The organism is Cohnella sp. SGD-V74 (genome assembly GCF_003001675.1).
In the GTDB taxonomy this organism is placed as follows: domain Bacteria; phylum Bacillota; class Bacilli; order Paenibacillales; family Paenibacillaceae; genus Cohnella.
The window spans coordinates 76,695-93,323 of record NZ_PVYW01000017.1 but is presented as its reverse complement, the minus strand read 5'-3'; the positions used below and the strand labels follow the sequence as shown (position 1 = coordinate 93,323).

The 16,629-nt window shown below is 61.1% G+C and carries 15 protein-coding genes; 12 read left to right on the top strand and 3 right to left on the bottom strand.

Translation table 11 applies throughout. The features are described from left to right. Window positions 1–349: 349 nt before the first annotated feature. The 4 genes from B0G52_RS23830 to melA are packed head-to-tail and all read left to right on the top strand — an operon-like array spanning window position 350 to window position 5,191. The gene (locus B0G52_RS23830; RefSeq protein ID WP_094047908.1) at window positions 350–2,023 is read left to right on the top strand and encodes an extracellular solute-binding protein; all 1,674 of its coding nucleotides are present in this window, start codon (window positions 350–352) and stop codon (window positions 2,021–2,023) included. A 40-nt stretch (window positions 2,024–2,063) separates the two neighbouring features. After that, window positions 2,064–2,960, top strand: a complete 897-nt coding sequence (locus B0G52_RS23825; RefSeq protein ID WP_094047907.1) for an ABC transporter permease — start codon at window positions 2,064–2,066, stop codon at window positions 2,958–2,960. Window positions 2,961–2,976: 16 nt separating this feature from the next. Then, window positions 2,977–3,858 (top strand): carbohydrate ABC transporter permease, encoded by an 882-nt coding sequence (locus B0G52_RS23820; RefSeq protein WP_094047906.1) that lies wholly within the window; start codon window positions 2,977–2,979, stop codon window positions 3,856–3,858. A 34-nt stretch (window positions 3,859–3,892) separates the two neighbouring features. Next, a complete protein-coding gene (gene melA, locus B0G52_RS23815) occupies window positions 3,893–5,191 on the top strand; it encodes an alpha-glucosidase/alpha-galactosidase (RefSeq protein WP_094047905.1) in 1,299 nt (432 codons plus the stop codon). 106 nt (window positions 5,192–5,297) lie between these two features. Here melA and B0G52_RS23810 read toward each other — a convergent pair whose 3' ends face one another. Continuing rightward, a complete protein-coding gene (locus B0G52_RS23810; protein ID WP_094047904.1) occupies window positions 5,298–6,074 on the bottom strand; it encodes an ABC transporter ATP-binding protein in 777 nt (258 codons plus the stop codon). Between the two features lie 205 nt (window positions 6,075–6,279). Between B0G52_RS23810 and B0G52_RS23805 the strand changes: the two genes are divergently transcribed. The 8 genes from B0G52_RS23805 (at window position 6,280) to B0G52_RS23770 (ending at window position 14,298) form a co-directional block, all read left to right on the top strand. After that, on the top strand, window positions 6,280–7,092 hold the full coding sequence (locus B0G52_RS23805; RefSeq protein ID WP_233162983.1) for an ABC transporter permease: 813 nt from the start codon (window positions 6,280–6,282) through the stop codon (window positions 7,090–7,092). A gap of 36 nt (window positions 7,093–7,128) precedes the next feature. After that, window positions 7,129–8,010 (top strand): ABC transporter permease, encoded by an 882-nt coding sequence (locus tag B0G52_RS23800; protein WP_094047902.1) that lies wholly within the window; start codon window positions 7,129–7,131, stop codon window positions 8,008–8,010. A gap of 31 nt (window positions 8,011–8,041) precedes the next feature. Next, window positions 8,042–9,688 (top strand): FAD-dependent oxidoreductase, encoded by a 1,647-nt coding sequence (locus tag B0G52_RS23795; RefSeq protein WP_094047901.1) that lies wholly within the window; start codon window positions 8,042–8,044, stop codon window positions 9,686–9,688. Further along, complete coding sequence (locus B0G52_RS23790; protein WP_094047900.1) at window positions 9,685–10,017, top strand: 4Fe-4S dicluster domain-containing protein; 333 nt, start codon at window positions 9,685–9,687, stop codon at window positions 10,015–10,017. The genes B0G52_RS23795 and B0G52_RS23790 overlap by 4 nt, the downstream gene beginning before the upstream one ends. Window positions 10,018–10,034: 17 nt before the next feature. After that, window positions 10,035–11,108, top strand: coding sequence for an ABC transporter substrate-binding protein (locus B0G52_RS23785; RefSeq protein ID WP_369827117.1), 1,074 nt, complete (start codon window positions 10,035–10,037; stop codon window positions 11,106–11,108). 207 nt (window positions 11,109–11,315) lie between these two features. Continuing rightward, complete coding sequence (locus tag B0G52_RS23780; protein ID WP_094047899.1) at window positions 11,316–11,885, top strand: MarR family winged helix-turn-helix transcriptional regulator; 570 nt, start codon at window positions 11,316–11,318, stop codon at window positions 11,883–11,885. A gap of 28 nt (window positions 11,886–11,913) precedes the next feature. Next, window positions 11,914–13,296, top strand: coding sequence for an aryl-sulfate sulfotransferase (locus B0G52_RS23775; protein ID WP_094047898.1), 1,383 nt, complete (start codon window positions 11,914–11,916; stop codon window positions 13,294–13,296). A 24-nt stretch (window positions 13,297–13,320) separates the two neighbouring features. Continuing rightward, window positions 13,321–14,298, top strand: a complete 978-nt coding sequence (locus B0G52_RS23770) for an aldo/keto reductase (RefSeq protein ID WP_094047897.1) — start codon at window positions 13,321–13,323, stop codon at window positions 14,296–14,298. Between the two features lie 448 nt (window positions 14,299–14,746). Here the strand turns inward: B0G52_RS23770 and B0G52_RS23765 are convergent, their stop codons facing one another. Together B0G52_RS23765 and B0G52_RS23760 are read right to left on the bottom strand one after the other, a co-directional pair. Next, entirely contained in the window at window positions 14,747–15,556 is an 810-nt protein-coding gene (locus tag B0G52_RS23765) for an alpha/beta hydrolase (protein ID WP_094047896.1), read from the bottom strand. Then, a complete protein-coding gene (locus B0G52_RS23760) occupies window positions 15,553–16,626 on the bottom strand; it encodes an ABC transporter substrate-binding protein (protein WP_233162981.1) in 1,074 nt (357 codons plus the stop codon). The genes B0G52_RS23765 and B0G52_RS23760 overlap by 4 nt, the downstream gene beginning before the upstream one ends. Between the last annotated feature and the right edge of the window lie 3 nt (window positions 16,627–16,629).

Genomic DNA, 16,629 nt, shown 5'->3' with positions numbered 1-16,629 from the left:
GGGCGGACGGACCTGACGAAGGAAAGCAACGGCAGGCCCGACGGAGGGGAAGGAGCGGAACCGGGACGAAGCGGTCCGCTCCTTTTTTCGCGATTCAGCAAGTATAAAATCCGCTATCCTTATCTGAATCGTCTCCGACAAAACGCATTCATCGTCCAGAGGACGCCGAAGGCGTTTTTGCTTGGCTTAGTCGGAATCGCGTTCGAAAACGGTAGGACGACGATCCGGAGGACGGGCAAAAGAAGGACGATACTCCCACCATGCGAGGAAAAGCCTCGCTCTCGCCCAGCCTCAGCCGCTTGCTATAATGACGAGGAAGTTACGAATCACACAAAGGGGAGCCATTCGCATGAACCTTAAACAAGGATTATCGGCAATTACCGCTTCCGCGCTTCTGTTGACCTTGCTGTCCGCCTGCAGCGGCGGCAACGACGGACCGTCGGGAGAGGCGAGTCCCTCTTCGGCCGGCTCGCCGAGCGCGTCGGCCGCGCCATCCGCCCCGGCGGACCCGCTGGGCAAGTACGACCCGCCGATCCGGGTATCCGCCGTGCGGGCGATATCGGAAGGATTGAAATTCAATGACGGAGAGTCGATCGACAACAATGTCTGGTCGCGCGCTTACGAGAGCGAGCTCGGGCTGGGCATCGACTATGTGTGGACGGCGCCGGCGGCGCAGTACGACCAGAAGCTGAATATCGCGATCGCCTCCGACGATCTGCCGGATATTATGCCGGTCAACGCCTCGCAGCTCAAGCGGCTCGTCCAGGACGGACAGGTCGAGGATCTGACGCAGGTCTACGAGCAATACGGTTCCGATTTTACGAAGAAAATCTTGAACGAGGACGGCGGCAACGCGCTGAAATCCGCCACCTTCGACGGCAAGCTGTACGCGCTTCCGAACATGAGCTCGGGTCTCGGACAGACGCACGTGCTGTGGGTGCGCACCGACTGGCTGGAGAAGCTGGGCTTGCCCGAGCCGAAGACGATCGACGACGTCGTCGCGACCGCCGAAGCTTTCGTGACCCGCGATCCGGACGGCAACAGCAAAGCCGATACACACGGTCTCGGGATCAACAAAGATATTTTCGGCTTCTATGCCGGCATGGAGGGCTTCTTTAACGGTTTCCACGCTTATCCGAACATCTGGGTGGAGGACGGGGAAGGCAAGCTGGTCTACGGGAGCGTCCAGCCGGAGACGAAGGCGGCGCTCGCCAAGCTGCAGGAGATGTACAAGAACGGGTGGATCGACAAGGAATTCGGCACGAAGGACGCCTCCAAGGTGAACGAATCCGCCACTTCCGGCAAGCTCGGCCTGTTCTACGGCTTCTTCTGGAACGTAGGCTGGCTGCAGGACGCCAAGAACGCCGATCCGAATATGCAGTGGAAGGCGCTGCCGCTTCCTTCCGTGGACGATCAGCCGGCCAAGGCGCAGGTGCCGTTCGCGATCAGCAAGTATTACGTCGTGAAGAAAGGCGCGAAAAACCCGGAAGCCGCCGTCAAGCTGCTCAACTTCGGCCTGGAGAAGCTGTGGGGAGAAACCGCGCAGCCGGACGTCTACAACGTGGACGCCAGCGGTCTGGCCACGTTCGATTACGCGCTGCTCTACGGCGAGGCGCCGCGCAAAAATCTGGACGCGCATCTGAACGTCGTCCAGGCGCTCGCCTCGAACGATTCGTCGAAGCTGAATGCGGAAGAGAAAGGCTATTACGACAATATCGTCGCTTACCGGGGCGGAGACGTCGGCCTGTGGGGCAACGAGCGCATGTACGGAGAGGAAGGCTCGCTGGCCGTGATCAACGGTTACGAGACGAACGGCCAATTGATGGACGACGCCTACTTCGGCGCTCCGACGCAGGGAATGACCGACAACAACGCGACGCTGCAGAAGCTCCAGCTTCAGGCGTTCACCCGCATTATCATGAGCGGCTCGATCGATGAGTTCGACGATTTCGCGGCGCAATGGAGCAATCTGGGCGGCGGCACGATCGCCGGGGAAGTAAACGAGTGGCAGGCGTCCCGCTAGGACGGCCGCGAACGCTCGGCAAGGAAGAGGCGGATAACGCATGAAAAGCAGAAGCTTCCGGGAACTGCCTTTGCACCTGATGATCTTGCCGGGATTCGTGCTGGTGTTCATCTACAGCTACATTCCGATGGCGGGCATCATCATGGCTTTCGAACGGCTCGTACCGTCCAAGGGGATGTTCCTGTCCCCTTGGGTCGGCTGGGCGAACTTCGAATATATGCTGCGCATGCCCGGCATCGCCCGGGTGCTGGGGAATACGTTCTTCATCGCGGCGATGAAGATGACGGCGGGCATCGTCGTTCCGGTGACGTTCGCGCTGCTGCTGAACGAGGCGAAAAACCGGCTGTTCAAGCGCGGCGTGCAGACGATCGTCTATTTCCCGCATTTTCTGTCGTGGATTATTTTAAGCGGCATTCTCATCGACATCTTGTCGCCGTCTACGGGCATCGTCAACGGTTTGCTGGGCTGGCTCGGGCTGCCTTCGGTTTATTTTCTCGGCGATCCCGGCTGGTTCCCGTTCACGATGGCGATCTCCGATACGTGGAAGGAGTTCGGCTACGGCACAATCGTCTACCTGGCGGCGCTGGCGGGCATCAACCCCGCGCTATACGAGGCGGCGGAGATGGACGGAGCGGGCAGAATCCGGCAGACGGTGAGCGTGACGCTGCCCGGCCTGCTGCCGATTATCGTGCTCATGTCGGTGCTCAGCCTCGGTAACGTGCTGAACGCGGGCTTCGACCAGATTTTCAATTTGTACAGCCCGCAGGTATACGAGACCGGCGACATCATCGACACGCTGGTGTACCGGATCGGCATCGAAAACGCCAACTACGGCGTGGCGACCGCGGTTGGACTGTTCAAATCGGTCGTATCGTTCGTCATGGTCGGCGCGTCCTACATGCTGGCTTACCGGCTGACGGGCTACCGGATTTTCTAAGAAAGGGGGAGACGTCGTGGTTCGGGCATCATTCGGCAGGAGGCTGTTCGTCGTTCTTAACTATTTGTTTCTGGCGGCGACGGCGGCCGCCTGCCTGCTTCCCCTGGTGAACGTGCTGGCGATTTCCTTCAGCTCCAGCTCGGCCGTGGCCGCGGGGCAAGTGACGCTGTGGCCGGTCGACTTCAGCTTGAAGTCGTACGAATTCGTCATCGGCAAGCCGGAATTCGGCAATGCGTTTCTCATTTCCGTGCTGCGGGTCGCGGTTGGCATGCCGCTGAACATGCTGCTGACGATTCTGATCGCGTATCCGCTGTCCAAGGACAGGAAGCATTTTCGCTTCCGCAACGCGTACGCCTGGTATTTCGTGCTGACGATGCTGTTCAGCGGCGGACTCATTCCATGGTTTATGACGATTAAAATGACCGGCATCCTCGATACGTTCTGGGCGCTGATTCTGCCGAGCGCGGTTCCCGTGTTCAACGTGATCCTGCTGCTTAATTTCTTCAAGTCGCTGCCGGACGAGATCGAGGAGGCGGCCGAGATCGACGGGGCGAGCCGCTGGCAGGCGCTCTGGCGCATCGCCGTGCCGCTGTCGGCTCCCGCGATCGCCACGCTGACGCTGTTCTGCATCGTCACGCACTGGAATTCGTGGTTCGAGGGACTCATTCTCATGAACAGGCCGGAGCATTACCCGCTGCAGAGCTACCTGCAGACCGTCATCGTCGGGCGCGACATGGCGCTGATGACGGCGGCGGATGTCGCCAGATGGGCGGAAATTTCCGACCGCACGTCGAAGGCGGCGCAGGTGTTCGTCGCGATGCTGCCGGTGCTGCTCGTCTATCCGTTCCTGCAGAAGCATTTTGCCGAAGGGATCGTCATGGGAAGCGTGAAAGGATAACTATTATTCAACCCTAAAGGAGCAGAGAGAAACTATGCTGAAAATCGCCTTTATCGGAGCGGGCAGCACCATCTTCGCCAAAAACGTGATCGGAGACTGCATGCTGACGCCGGCTCTGGCGGACGCGCATTTCGCGCTGCACGACATCGATCTCCAGCGGCTCAAGGAATCGGAGACGATGCTGCAGAACCTGAACGCGAACCTCGGAGGCCGGGCGACGGTGCAAGCGTACGCCGACCGCCGGGAGGCGCTGAAGGGCGCGACCTACGTCGTCAACGCGATTACGGCCGGCGCGTTCGAGCCGTACATTCTCGGGGATCACGAAATTCCGCGCAAATACGGGATCAAGCAGACGTACGCCGACACGCTCGGCGTCGGCGGCCTGATGCGGGCGCTGCGCACCGCCGGCCCGATGCTGGAGTTCGCGAAGGACATGGAGGAGCTGTGTCCGGACGCGTGGTTCCTGAACTATACGAATCCGATGGCGATTCTGACCGGAGCGATGCTGCGGGGGACGGGAGTCAAGACGGTCGGGCTGTGCCACAGCGTGCAAGTATGCGCGAAGGAGCTGCTGGAAGGGCTCGGCATGGACGCCGAAGGCGTGCGCTGGCGGATTGCCGGCATCAACCATCAAGCCTGGCTGCTGGATATTACGCGGAACGGCGAGGATCTGTATCCGGAGATCAAGCGGCGGGCGGCGGCGCGGCCGGGACCGCACGACGACATGGTTCGCTACGAGATCATGAACACGTTCGGCTATTACGTGACGGAATCGAGCATGCACGGCGCCGAATACGTGCCTTATTTTCTCAAGAACGCCTACCCGGAGCTGCTCGAGCGCTACAACATTCCGACGGAAAATTACAAGGGCTGGGGCAGCAGCAGGCAGGAGTATTGGGACAAGGTGATGAACGGGCTGGTGAACGACCGGTCGATTACGCACGAGCGGACGCACGAATACGCCTCCTACATCATGGAGGCGATGGAGACGAACGTGCCGTTCTCGATCGCGGGCAACGTGCTCAATACGGGCGGCCTTATCTCGAATCTGCCGGAGGAGGCGTGCGTGGAAGTGCCGTGCCTGGTCGGCGCCAACGGCATTACGCCGACCCGGTTCGGCGCGCTCCCGCCGCAGCTGGCCGCGCTGAACCGCACGAATATCAACATGCAGCTGCTGGCGATGGAGGCGGTTCTGACCGGCAAGAAAGAGTACGTCTACCACGCTGCGCTGCTCGATCCGCATACGTCCGCCGAGCTGCCGATCGACCGGATCAAAGCGCTGGTCGACGAGCTGCTGGAGGCGAACCGTCCGATGCTTCCGGACTTGCATTAATCGAAGCGCCTTGTTGAACGCAAACGGGATTGCCGCCGAGCTGTGGGTCATCAACGACCCTCGCTCTGCGGGCAATCCCGTTTTTCTTGTTTGGCCGCGTCGCGGATCAGATGCCCGCCCCTTGCGAGAATACCGGCTCCTCGACCGACTCGAACTGGCTCAGCACCTTCAGGCGCACGCTCTGGAAGTCCGGGCTCGTTTTCTTGCGCGGATAAGCCATCTCGATCGGCACGATCCGGCTGATCTCGCCCGGACGCGGCTTCAGAATGACGACGCGCTCGCCCAGGAACACCGCTTCGTCGATGTCGTGCGTGACGAACAGCATCGTCGTCTTGTTGTTGCGCCACACGTCGAGCAGCACCTCTTGCATATGCGCCCTCGTGAAGGCGTCCAACGCGCCGAACGGCTCGTCGAGCAGCAGAATTTTCGGCTTGCGCAGCAGCGCCCTGGCAATGGAGACCCGCTGCGCCATTCCCCCCGACAGCTCCCGCGGATAGGCTTTCTCGAAGCCTTGCAGCCGCACCAATTCAATCAATTCATCCACCTTGCGCCTGACTTCCTTGTTGGCAAGCGACAGATCCGAAGCGATGTTTTTCTCCACCGTCAGCCAAGGGAACAAGCGATGCTCCTGGAAAATAAAGCCCTTGTCGATGCCCGGCTTGTCGATCGGCGAACCTTCCAGTTCGACCGAACCCGCATACTGCGTGTCGAGTCCGGCCACGATCCGCAGCAGCGTGCTTTTGCCGCATCCGCTCGGGCCGATGATCGTAATGAATTCTCCTTCCTTTACGGACAGATCGATGTTCTGCAGAGCGGTAACCGTACCTTTGGCGCCGACGAACCGCTTGCTCAGCGCTTTTATTTCCAGCAGCGGGTTAGTCATAGAAACATCCTCCTCATAATTATTACTATACCGATGAGATTAATGGAAATAACGTAACATCTTCTTTCTCGACTGTCAACAAGGCATGTAGCAACTTTTCTTTTAAAAATCCCACTTGACAGGTAGGTATTATTGGATTACTATTCGATTAATCAATGCTAATTAAATTAACGCTAAAGTATTTTTGGGAAAAGGAGGGATGGAAATGAACGGTCGAGCCGTCGTTCGAACCGGTCGCGGCTACGGAGAAAGGCCGGGCAAGTGGACGCTGGCGGGGTTGGCGCTGATCGTGCCGCTGTTCGTGCTGGCGCTGTGGCAGCTGTTCGGAGATTTAGGGTACATCTCGAGTCTGATGTTTCCGACCCCGGCCGTCATCGCGCAATCGTTCGTCGATCTGGCGGCTTCGGGAGATTTGTGGGCCCATTTCAAAATCAGCGTGTGGCGGGCGCTGACGGGGTTCGTCCTCGGAGGAGGATTGGGGCTGGCGTTCGGCGTGGCGGTCGGGCTGTTCCGCCGGACGGAGAAGCTGCTCGATCCTTCCTTCCAGATGATTCGCATGATTCCGAGTCTCGCCGTCGTTCCGTTATTCATCTTCTGGTTCGGGATCGGAGAACAATCCAAGGTGCTGTTAATCGCCAAGGGCGCATTTTTCCCCATCTACATCAATACGTTCATGGGCATTCGCAACGTCGACAACAAGCTGTTCGAGGTCGCGAGGGTTCTCGGCTTCAGCCGCATCAAGCAGATCGTCAGGCTGGTGCTGCCGGCTGCGGTTCCCAACATTCTGCTTGGAGCGAGGATATCGATGGGGCTGGCTTGGCTGGGGCTCGTCGTCGCGGAGCTGATCGCTTCCACGGAAGGCATTGGGTACATGATGTCCGACGCTCGCCAGTTCGCCGATACGCCGGTCGTCTTCGTCGGAATATTCGTCTTCGCCGCGGCCGGTCTGGCTACCGATACGCTCATTCGCGTAATCGAGGGCTGGCTGCTTCGCTGGAAGGATCGCTATAAAGGATAGGCGGCCGAAAATGCTGGCTGCTCGGGAGGGAAAACGATGAGCAATCGAGTTGAAGCTCTGGCGCGGCCGGCGGGCCGCAGGGAGAACGCGAAGGAGGCGGCCGAGCCTCCATTGGAGCCCGCGCAGGGAGCCGGCAAACGGCCGGATTGGCGGCTGACGCTGCTTAAGGATTTCGGGCAGGGGGCGCTCATTCCGCTGTTGATTTTGCTGGTCTGGCAAATCGGGGGAGAGATTGGTTGGATATCCCGCGACTTCCTGCCTTCGCCTCTGACGATCGCCGAGTCGTTCGCCGGGCTGGCGGGCTCGGGAGAGCTGCTGCATCATCTGGGCGTAAGCGCGGGCAGGGCCGGACTCGGCTTTGTCGTCGGAGGGGGACTGGGGCTTGCGCTCGGCATCGCGACCGGGATGATCCGGCGGCTGGAATATTTGCTGGATCCAAGCCTGCAGGTGCTTCGGCTCGTGCCGCATCTGGCAATCGCGCCGCTGATCATACTGTGGTTCGGTTTCGGCGAGACGTCCAAGGTGGCGATTATCGTGAGCGGTTCGTTTTTTCCGCTGTACGTCAATACGTTCCTGGGCATCCGCAACGTCGACGGCCAACTGTTCGAAGTCGCGCGTTCGCTGGAATTCAGCCGGACGAAGCGGCTGCTGAGGCTGGTGCTGCCCGCGGCGCTGCCGAACATTCTGATGGGACTGCGGCTGTCGCTGGCCGTCTCCTGGATCGGGCTGGCCGTCGCCGAGTTCGTCGGTTCGACGAGCGGGATCGGGTTTCTCATCAACGAAGCGAAGCAGAACGGCCAGCCGGAGGTTATCTTCGTCGGCATTCTGATCTTCGCGGTCGTAGGCAAGCTGGTCGACTCCGCCGTCAGGCTGCTGGAGAGCAGATGGCTGCATTGGCGGGACAGCTATCAAGGCTGAGCGCGCAAACCAATAAGGAGGCTGTTCAAAAATGGCGATTCAAGCAACGGCAAGGGGACAATTAAGCTTGGAGACGGACGTGCTGGTCATCGGCGGAGGCCCCGCGGGAACGTGGGCGGCGATCTCGGCGGCGGCCAAAGGGGCGAAAGTGATTCTGGTGGACAAAGGCTATTGCGGCTCCAGCGGCGCGACTGCCCCGTCCGGGACGGGCGTCTGGTACATCGATCCCGAGCGGGAGAAAAGAGAGGAAGCCAAAGCCAGCAGATATGCGATGGGCGGACAGCTGGCCGAGCACGAATGGATGAACCGCGTTCTGGACCGGACGTACGAGAATATGAACAAGCTGGGCAACCTTGGCTATCCGTTCCCGGTCGATCCTAGCGGCAAGCCGCACAAGCGCGGCCTGCAAGGCCCGGAATACATGAAGCTGATGCGCAAGCTCGTGCAGAAGTCCGGCGTGAAAATTCTCGATCACAGCCCGGTGCTGGAGCTGCTCGCGGACGATTACGGCGTCGGAGGCGCGGCCGGCGTCAATACGCAGACCGGCGACGCCTGGAGCATCCGCGCGGGAGCGGTCGTGATTGCGACCGGGGGCTGCGCGTTCCTGAGCCGGGCGCTCGGCTGCAACGTGCTGACCGGCGACGGCTACCTGTTCGCGGCGGAAGCGGGCGCGGATCTGTCGGGGATGGAGTTCTCCAACGCCTACGCGATCTGCCCGACGTTCTCCTCCGTGACGAAGACAGCGTACTACAGCTACGCAAGCTTCTACTACGAGGACGGCACGGTCGTCGAGGGAGCCGGCTCCAAGCGCGGCCGCTCGGTCATTGCCCGCAATCTGCTGGCCGGACGTCAAGTGTACGCCAAGCTCGATCAAGCGCCGGAGGATCTTAAGCCGCTGCTGCGGGTGGCGCAGACGAACTTCTTCCTTCCGTTCGACCGCCGCGGCATCGATCCGTTCCGCGATCTGTTCCCGGTAACGCTGCGACTGGAAGGCACGGTGCGCGGAACGGGAGGCATCCGCATCGTCGACGAGACGTGCGCGACGAAGGTGCCGGGCCTGTACGCGGCCGGAGACGCCGCGACGCGCGAACTGATCTGCGGCGGCTTTACCGGAGGCGGAAGCCATAACTCGGCCTGGGCGATGTCCTCCGGTTCGTTCGCCGGCGAAGGAGCCGCGGAATATGTGCTTAAGCTGGGCGATTCCGCGAAATCCCGTTCGCTCAGAGGACTGTCGTCGCAATCGCTGACGAGCGCTTCCGCGGACGGCGGCGCTTCCCAATCCCGCACGCAAGAATACGTGCAGGCGGTTCAGGACGAGGTGAAGCCGTACGACCGCAATCTGTTCCGGACGGAGCAAGGGCTGTCCGATTCCATCGGACGTCTCGACGGCCTGTGGAAAGCCCAGCGCGAGAACGCCGTGTCCGTCAGCGCAGAGGGCGTCAAAGCGCGCGAGGCGGCGGCGATGACGGCGACGGCCAGATGGATGTATCATTCGGCGCTCGCTCGCAAGGAGACGCGGGGTATGCATAAGCGGGAGGATTTCCCGACGATCGACGGCGGCCAGCGCCATCGGCTGATCAGCGGCGGGCTCGACGAAGTGTGGGTGAGCACGGAGCGGGTCGCGGACGATGCGGCCTCGCAGGAGCGGCAGCCGGTTAAGGAGAGTGTGACAGCATGATCGAGGTCGTCAGCCAGTCTCGCTGCGTGTCTTGCAATCAGTGCGTATCGGTATGTCCGACGAACGTGTTCGATAAAGGCGAGGACGGCATTCCCGTCATCGCCCGGCAGGACGATTGCCAGACTTGCTTCATGTGTGAGCTGTATTGCCCGGTAGACGCCCTGTACGTTTCTCCGGATTCGGAAGGCGTCATGGGCGTGACCGAGGAGGAATTGGAGCAGCAAGGGCTGCTGGGCGGTTATCGCGAGAAGGTCGGTTGGGGCAGGGGCAGAGTTCCGGTCGCCAAGCACGATTATATGTATCAATTATCGGTCAGATCGGGATTCTGACTTCCTGGGAGGAGCAAATGGAGATGTGGGAGAGAGACGAGAGCAAGACGCGCAAGGAGATGGGCAAACGGGGGTGGACGGGGGCGCTGCTGGCGGGCGTTATCGCGCTGGCGCTGGTCATTCAAGGCTGCGGCGCCAAGGAAGAGAAGCAGGCGTCCGCGCCTTCGGCGGGCGGGGCTTCCGCTTCGTCCGGAGAGCCGGCGCGCAACGTACCCGAGGTGCTGAACTACGGCTACATCGGCCTCAACGATAAGAATCATGCGCCCGGAGCGGAAGGCTGGGGTTTGTACAAAGGAATCATTCAAGAGGAATTGAAAAAATACGGCATCAAGGAAGTGAAGCTGACGGGCTTCCCGAACGGGCCGGATCAGACGGAATCCCTGATCAGCGGCCGGCTGGACATCGGCAGTCTCGGAGACACTCCGGCAATCATCGCGCGGGCCGGCGGGGCCAAGACGAGGCTGATCGCCCAGCCCAACACCCGGACGATCGGTCATGTAATCGCGGGCCCGAACGGTCCGAAGACGATTCAGGAGCTGCAAGGCAAGACGCTGGCGATTCAGAAAGGCTCCTTCATGCACCGTTACGTCGTCGGCCTGCTGAAGGAAGCCGGCGTGACCGACTACAAGCTCGTGCACATGCTGATTCCCGACGCTCAGGCCGCTCTGGCCAACGGAAGCGTGGACGCGATGACCGATGTCGGCCTGACGGCGCTTAAGTCCATTGAGAGCGGCAACGTTCAACTGGACGTCTCCTCCGACCATCCCGAGCTGCTCGGAACGAGTTCTACGGTCGTGTCCGAGGACTATCTGAAGAAGTTTCCGGATTTTCCGAAAGTGTGGAACGAGGCCCGCGAGAAGGCGTTGGCCGATCTGCAGCAGAATCCGGAGGAATACTATCAATTCCTGGCCGATTTCCAGAAGACGACGGTCGACATCGTGAAGAAGCTGAGCCCGATCGAGGACATCAAAGATACGGCGTTCACCGACGACGGTCTGAAGCTGCTGGAAGGCACGAAAAACTTCCTCGTGGAGGAGAAACTGGCGAAGAACGACTTCGCGATCGAGGATTGGGTTCTGAAAGCCGAGTAAAGGGACGGCGAACAAAAGAGAAGCACCGGCGGAGGAGTTCCGCCGCGTGCTTTTTGAACCGTCTTCGGAGGCGGGACGTCCGTGCGGAGGGGCCCCCGCCGCCATTCGGATGCGGCGGCAGAGGGGAAATGATATAATGGTGGGAACGGGACATTCCCAATCGGTACGGGATTTGGGTTGTGCAGGCTAAGGGAGGCAATCGGTAGAATGACAGACGAGCGGGAACCCTTTCGTGCGGAGAGGCCCTATGCGGAGTTGCTGGAGGAAGCGGATTGGCTGTTCCGCCGGGTCGTGCGAAGATTCGTGAAGGAAAGAGACCGGATCTCGGTCGAAGGCGTCTCGCTGCCCGGCCTGCTGATTCTGCAGAAAATCATTCGCGAAGGCGAGCAGCGGCTGGGAGATTTGGCGGAGGAGCTGGACTTTACGTCCGGAGCGGTCACCGCTCTATGCGACAAGCTGGAGCGGGAAGGCTTGGCGGTCCGCCGCCGGAAGGAAGAGGACCGAAGATCCGTGACGCTGGATATTACGCCGCAAGGCAGGGAGATGGTGCGCCGCAATCGCAATATCGGCTCCCGCTGCGCGGAGGTGCTGTTCTCCGGGGTCAAGGAGCCGGAGCTGATCGAACAGATCGAGATGCTGCATCGCATGATGGCGAACCTCGGCCATTATTCCGAGACCATTAACGCGCTAGCCAAGGAGAATGCGGAAGCCGCAGCCTCCGGAAGAGAGCCGGAGGACGAGTCCGTGCCGGGAACGGGCCGTTTCCTGACTTACTGAACGATGCGACTCAGCGGAGGGGATGCGCATGGGAAGACCGACCATCTATCCGACCGGCGCGACTTTTTACGATCCCGGGCGCGCCTGGAGCGGATATACCTTCTATCAGGCGCCGGGACTCGGCGCCTTGTTGATTGATATGAACGGCAGGGAGGTCCGGCTGTGGAGCGGACTGAAGGGCCAGCCTAACAAAATGCGCCCGGGCGGAAGCGTCCTGGGCAGCACGGCGCTGCGCGATCCCCGATACGGCATGCAGGATCAGGCGGACGTCGTGGAAGCCGACTGGGACGGACGGATCGTCTGGAGGTTCGACCGCTGCGAATATATCGAAGATCCCGGCTATCCTGCCCGATGGATGGCGCGGGCGCATCATGATTATCAGCGCGGCGGAGACCCCGTCTATTATTCGCCTCACGAGCTCCAAGATTCGGAGAAGGAGGGGACGACGCTGATTCTGGCCCGCCGCACCGTCTCCGTGCCAGAGATCTCCGACCAGCCGCTGGCGGACGACGCGCTGCTGGAGGTGGACGAATCCGGCCGCATCGTCTGGGAGTGGCTTGCCAGCGATCATGTCGGCGAGTTGGGCTTCGGCGCCGACGCGCGCCGCGTCATCCGGCGCAATCCGAACGTGCGCCGCAAAGGCGTCGATCCCGGGCTGTGGCTGCACATGAACGCGGCTTCCAGACTCGGGCCCAACCGCCACTACGACGGGGGAGACGCCCGGTTCCACCCGGCGAACGTTCTATGGTCCGCCCGCGAGGCCAATATTATCGCGATTACGGACCGGGCGACGGGAGCCGTCGTCTGGCGGCTCGGACCGAATTACGAATCGTCGCGGTGGCATGCGCTCGGTTGGATCATCGGAGCGCATCATCCGCATCTGATTCCCAGGGGGCTGCCCGGGGAGGGCAATCTGCTGCTGTTCGACAACGGCGGCTGGGCGGGTTACGGCGCTCCGCACGCTTCGTCCGCGGACGGCCTGAAAACCGCGCTGCGCGACTATTCCCGAGTGTTGGAGCTCGACCCCGTCACCTTCGCGATCGTCTGGCAGTACGGCCCCGCGGAGGCGGGCCACGCGATGCCGCAGGACGCCAACCGGTTTTACAGCCCGTATCTGGGCTCCGCTCAGCGGCTTCCGAACGGCAACACGCTTATTACCGAAGGGGGCGGCGGGCGCATCTTCGAAGTGACGCGAGAGCACGAGCTCGTATGGGAGTACATATCGCCTTATAAGAACAGCCGCGGATCTAATCCCGTCGACCGGGCGTACCGGGTTCCCTACGAATGGCTGCCGCAGCTTGCCCGTCCGCGGGAGACGCCGATCGTTCCGCCGGACATCGCGGATTGGCGAGTTCCGGGCGCCGCGGGGCGCGGACCGGAGACGACCGTAAGGCTGAACGCCGAATCATAACATCAAGAAGGAGCTGTCTATCGTATGAAGCTGAGCGCGATTAATCGAACCGATCTTATCGCTTCCGTCATTTGTTTGGGAACCGCCGATCTGGGAGCGACCGTTCCGGAGAAGGAGTCGGAAGAGCTGCTGAACCTCTATACGGAACGGGGCGGCAACTTCGTCGATACGGCCGAAGTGTACGCGAACTGGCTGCCGATCGAGCCTCACAGCAGTGAACGGTTTCTCGGGAAATGGATGAAGTCGCGGAAGAACCGCAACGAGCTTGTCGTGGCGACCAAAGGAGGGCATCCCCGGCTGGACAAGCCGGCTGTCGGACGCCTCGCTCCCGCGGACGTCGCCGCCGACGTGGAAGGCAGTCTGCGCAGATTGGGCGTCGATCATATCGATCTCTATTACTTGCATAGAGACGATCCGAGCGTTCCGGTCGAGACGATCGTGGAGACGCTGGAGAAGTTCGTCCGCGAGGGCAAAATCCGGTATTACGGCTGCTCGAACTGGACGATCGAGCGCATCGAGCAGGCGAATGAGTACGCCCGCGGTCACGGCTATACCGGGTTCGTCGCCGTGCAGAATCTGTGGAATCTGGCGGAGGTCAACCCCGGCTCGATCCAGGACCCGACGCAAGTCGTCTCCGACCCCGAATTCGTCGAATGGCATCGCCGAACGGGAATCGCCGCTATTCCGTACAGCTCGCAGGCAAACGGCTTCTTCAGCGGGCGGCATCGCCGGGACACGGCGGCGGAATTTTCCGGCAGCGGAGTCGTCCGTTCCTATTACAGCGAGACGAACTTTGCCCGTCTCGAACGTGCCGAGCGGCTGGCCCGCGAGCTCGGCGCCACTTCGACGCAGGTCGCGCTCGCTTACTTGCTGACCCATCCGTTTCCCGTCTTCCCGATCATCGGCAGCAAGAAGAAGGATCATCTGCTGGAGAGCCTGTCGGCTGCGGACGTAGCGCTGGATTATGAAGCGGCTGTCTCGCTTGTTGGCGGGGAAGGTTAGCCGTACGGCTGCCAGCCTCGCATGACCCGAAAATACGGCCGAACGGCCGTCGTGAATCTCTCCAAAGGGGTTGCCCCACAAGTAAACAGAGTTGTACTGAACGATTATCGATGGATGCAGGGTAATGGGCATCTATCTCCCTCCGCTGCTATACGATCCTGAAATGAGAACGGTAAACCCGTTAAAAGGTGATTTCAGGACCGTATGAGGCAGTCTCCGGGAGATAGATGCCCTTCTTTTTTCATCGATAATCTTGTACAACCCTACTTATGGGATAGCCCCTTTTCTGCGAGTGATTAGCTCTCTTACATAGACACATGCCATTGAATAGGCTCAACGGGGGCGTTGTTCTAACAATCCAACATTGGCGCTTAGACGAGGCGTCCTGGTGAAGGGCTCCTCCGTAGGTCAATTGAGCAGTCGCAGGTTTTTGACGTGGATCTCTCGTTCAGCTCTTCAACCCGAACCGGATCGAGCGGCTGATGGCCGCGGGAAGCACGCTCACGTGTTCCTCCTCGGGAAACTTGGCGAGCCCCGCCTGGAAGCTTACGCTTTCGTCCGCGAGCGGCCGCAGCTTGGCGAACAGCTGCTCCGCGTCCTCGACCATGTCGGGAAGCTCCTCGGCCCCAATCGTGAACAGCAAGCGAGCGGGCGGCAGCTTGCCATCGAAGCGGCGGACGAAGGAGTCGTATTCCTCCAGAATCGCGCCGTCCCCCCACCAGATTGACGGGCTGCCCGCGACATACCGAGCGAATAGCGCCGGACGGGAGAACAGGGCGTGCAGCACGAACAGTCCACCGAGCGAATGGCCGAACAGCGTATGCTTGGCCGGGTCGACGGGGAATCGCTCTCCCACGAACGGAAGCAGTTCCTGTTCCAGGAAGTCCAGAAACAGATCGGCTCCGCCATGCTCCGGCCACGTCCGCCCGTCCGGACGCGCAGGCAGCGTCCCTTCGGCGGCGGGCATCGTGAAGTCGTAGCAGCGCCGGCTCATGTCGAATGGTTCGCCCGACGGGTAGCCGATGCCGACGACGACGGCGGGATCGAAGCCATGCGGCTTGCGCGTCTGCAGCCGCACCGCTTCCGCCATCGTCAGGAAGGTCGCGTCGCCGTCCAGCGCATAGAGGACCGGATAACCGCCGGGCGGGGGAGGCTCCTTCGGACTTGCGATCAGAATCCGGTATTCGCGTCCGTTGCTCCGCGCCTGAAGACGGTGCTCCTCGTGTGCGCCGAGGCGCAGTTCATTCGCTTGGCTCATGGCGCAAGCAGCCGGACGACTTCGTCGATTACGTTGCCGCCCGCGATCAAGCCGCCGTTCAGCCAGGAGTCGTCCGCGACCTCGAACGCTCTTCCTTCTTTGACCGCCGGAATGTTTTTCCATAGCGGGCTGTCCGTCAATTCTTTGTGGAACGCGTCCCCCGAGCCGGCATGGTTCGCGATAAAAATATAATCCGCGTCCAGCTCCGGCAGCAGCTCCAGCGACAAGTCCGCGCTGCTTTCCTTCTCGACCAGCTTGCTCTTGCCGAAGCCGAGCTCTTGCGCAAGCACGTAGCCGCCGTAATAATCCCCGCCCATCAGGAACATGCCCCTGGCGTTCATGCGGATGATCAACGCCTTTTTCCCTTCTGTGACCGGAGCGAGCTTCGTCCGAGCTGCTTCAACCTTGCGCTTATAGTCGCTCAGCGCCCGCTCCGCTTCCTGCTCCTTGCCCAGCAGCTCGCCGAGCTTGCGCAGGGAGCCGTCGAGATCGGCCGATGACTGGCTGAAGGCGTAAGTCGGCGCGATTTTCGCATATTGCTCGTATACGCCGTTCTCCGCGTAATAGGAGTTGCTCAGTACGATGAGATCCGGCTTGTACGAAGCGACGGTTTCCGGAGACGGCAGCCCCGCGGAGAAATCCGCCTTCGCCACGCCGCCGAGCTGCTCCTGCAGATAGGCGGGCACGATATCGCCGTTGGCCCATTGCGCGACGGGCTTAACGCCGAGCACGAGCAGGGAATCCTCCATGGCCGGCGCGAATACTGTTGTCGGAGCGGCCGGAAGGGTCACTTCGTGGCCCAATTCGTCCTGGAAGGTTTGCGGGTACGCCGCTGCTGCGGCAGTTTCCGGCGATGGGGAAGCGGCGGTCTCCGCCGAAGGAGCAGCCGCGCTCTCTGAAGACGGAGATGCGGAGACCGCGGGAGACGAAGCCCCGGCGGACGCTTCAGGCTCGGAGGCGTTATCGGAGCCGCAGGCGGATAGCATACCCAGGGCGACGACCGCGACGAGCAAGGCAGGCAGGCCGACTCTCTTGAGCCGGGCAGCCCTGTTTCGATAAAAGGAAAACACAGA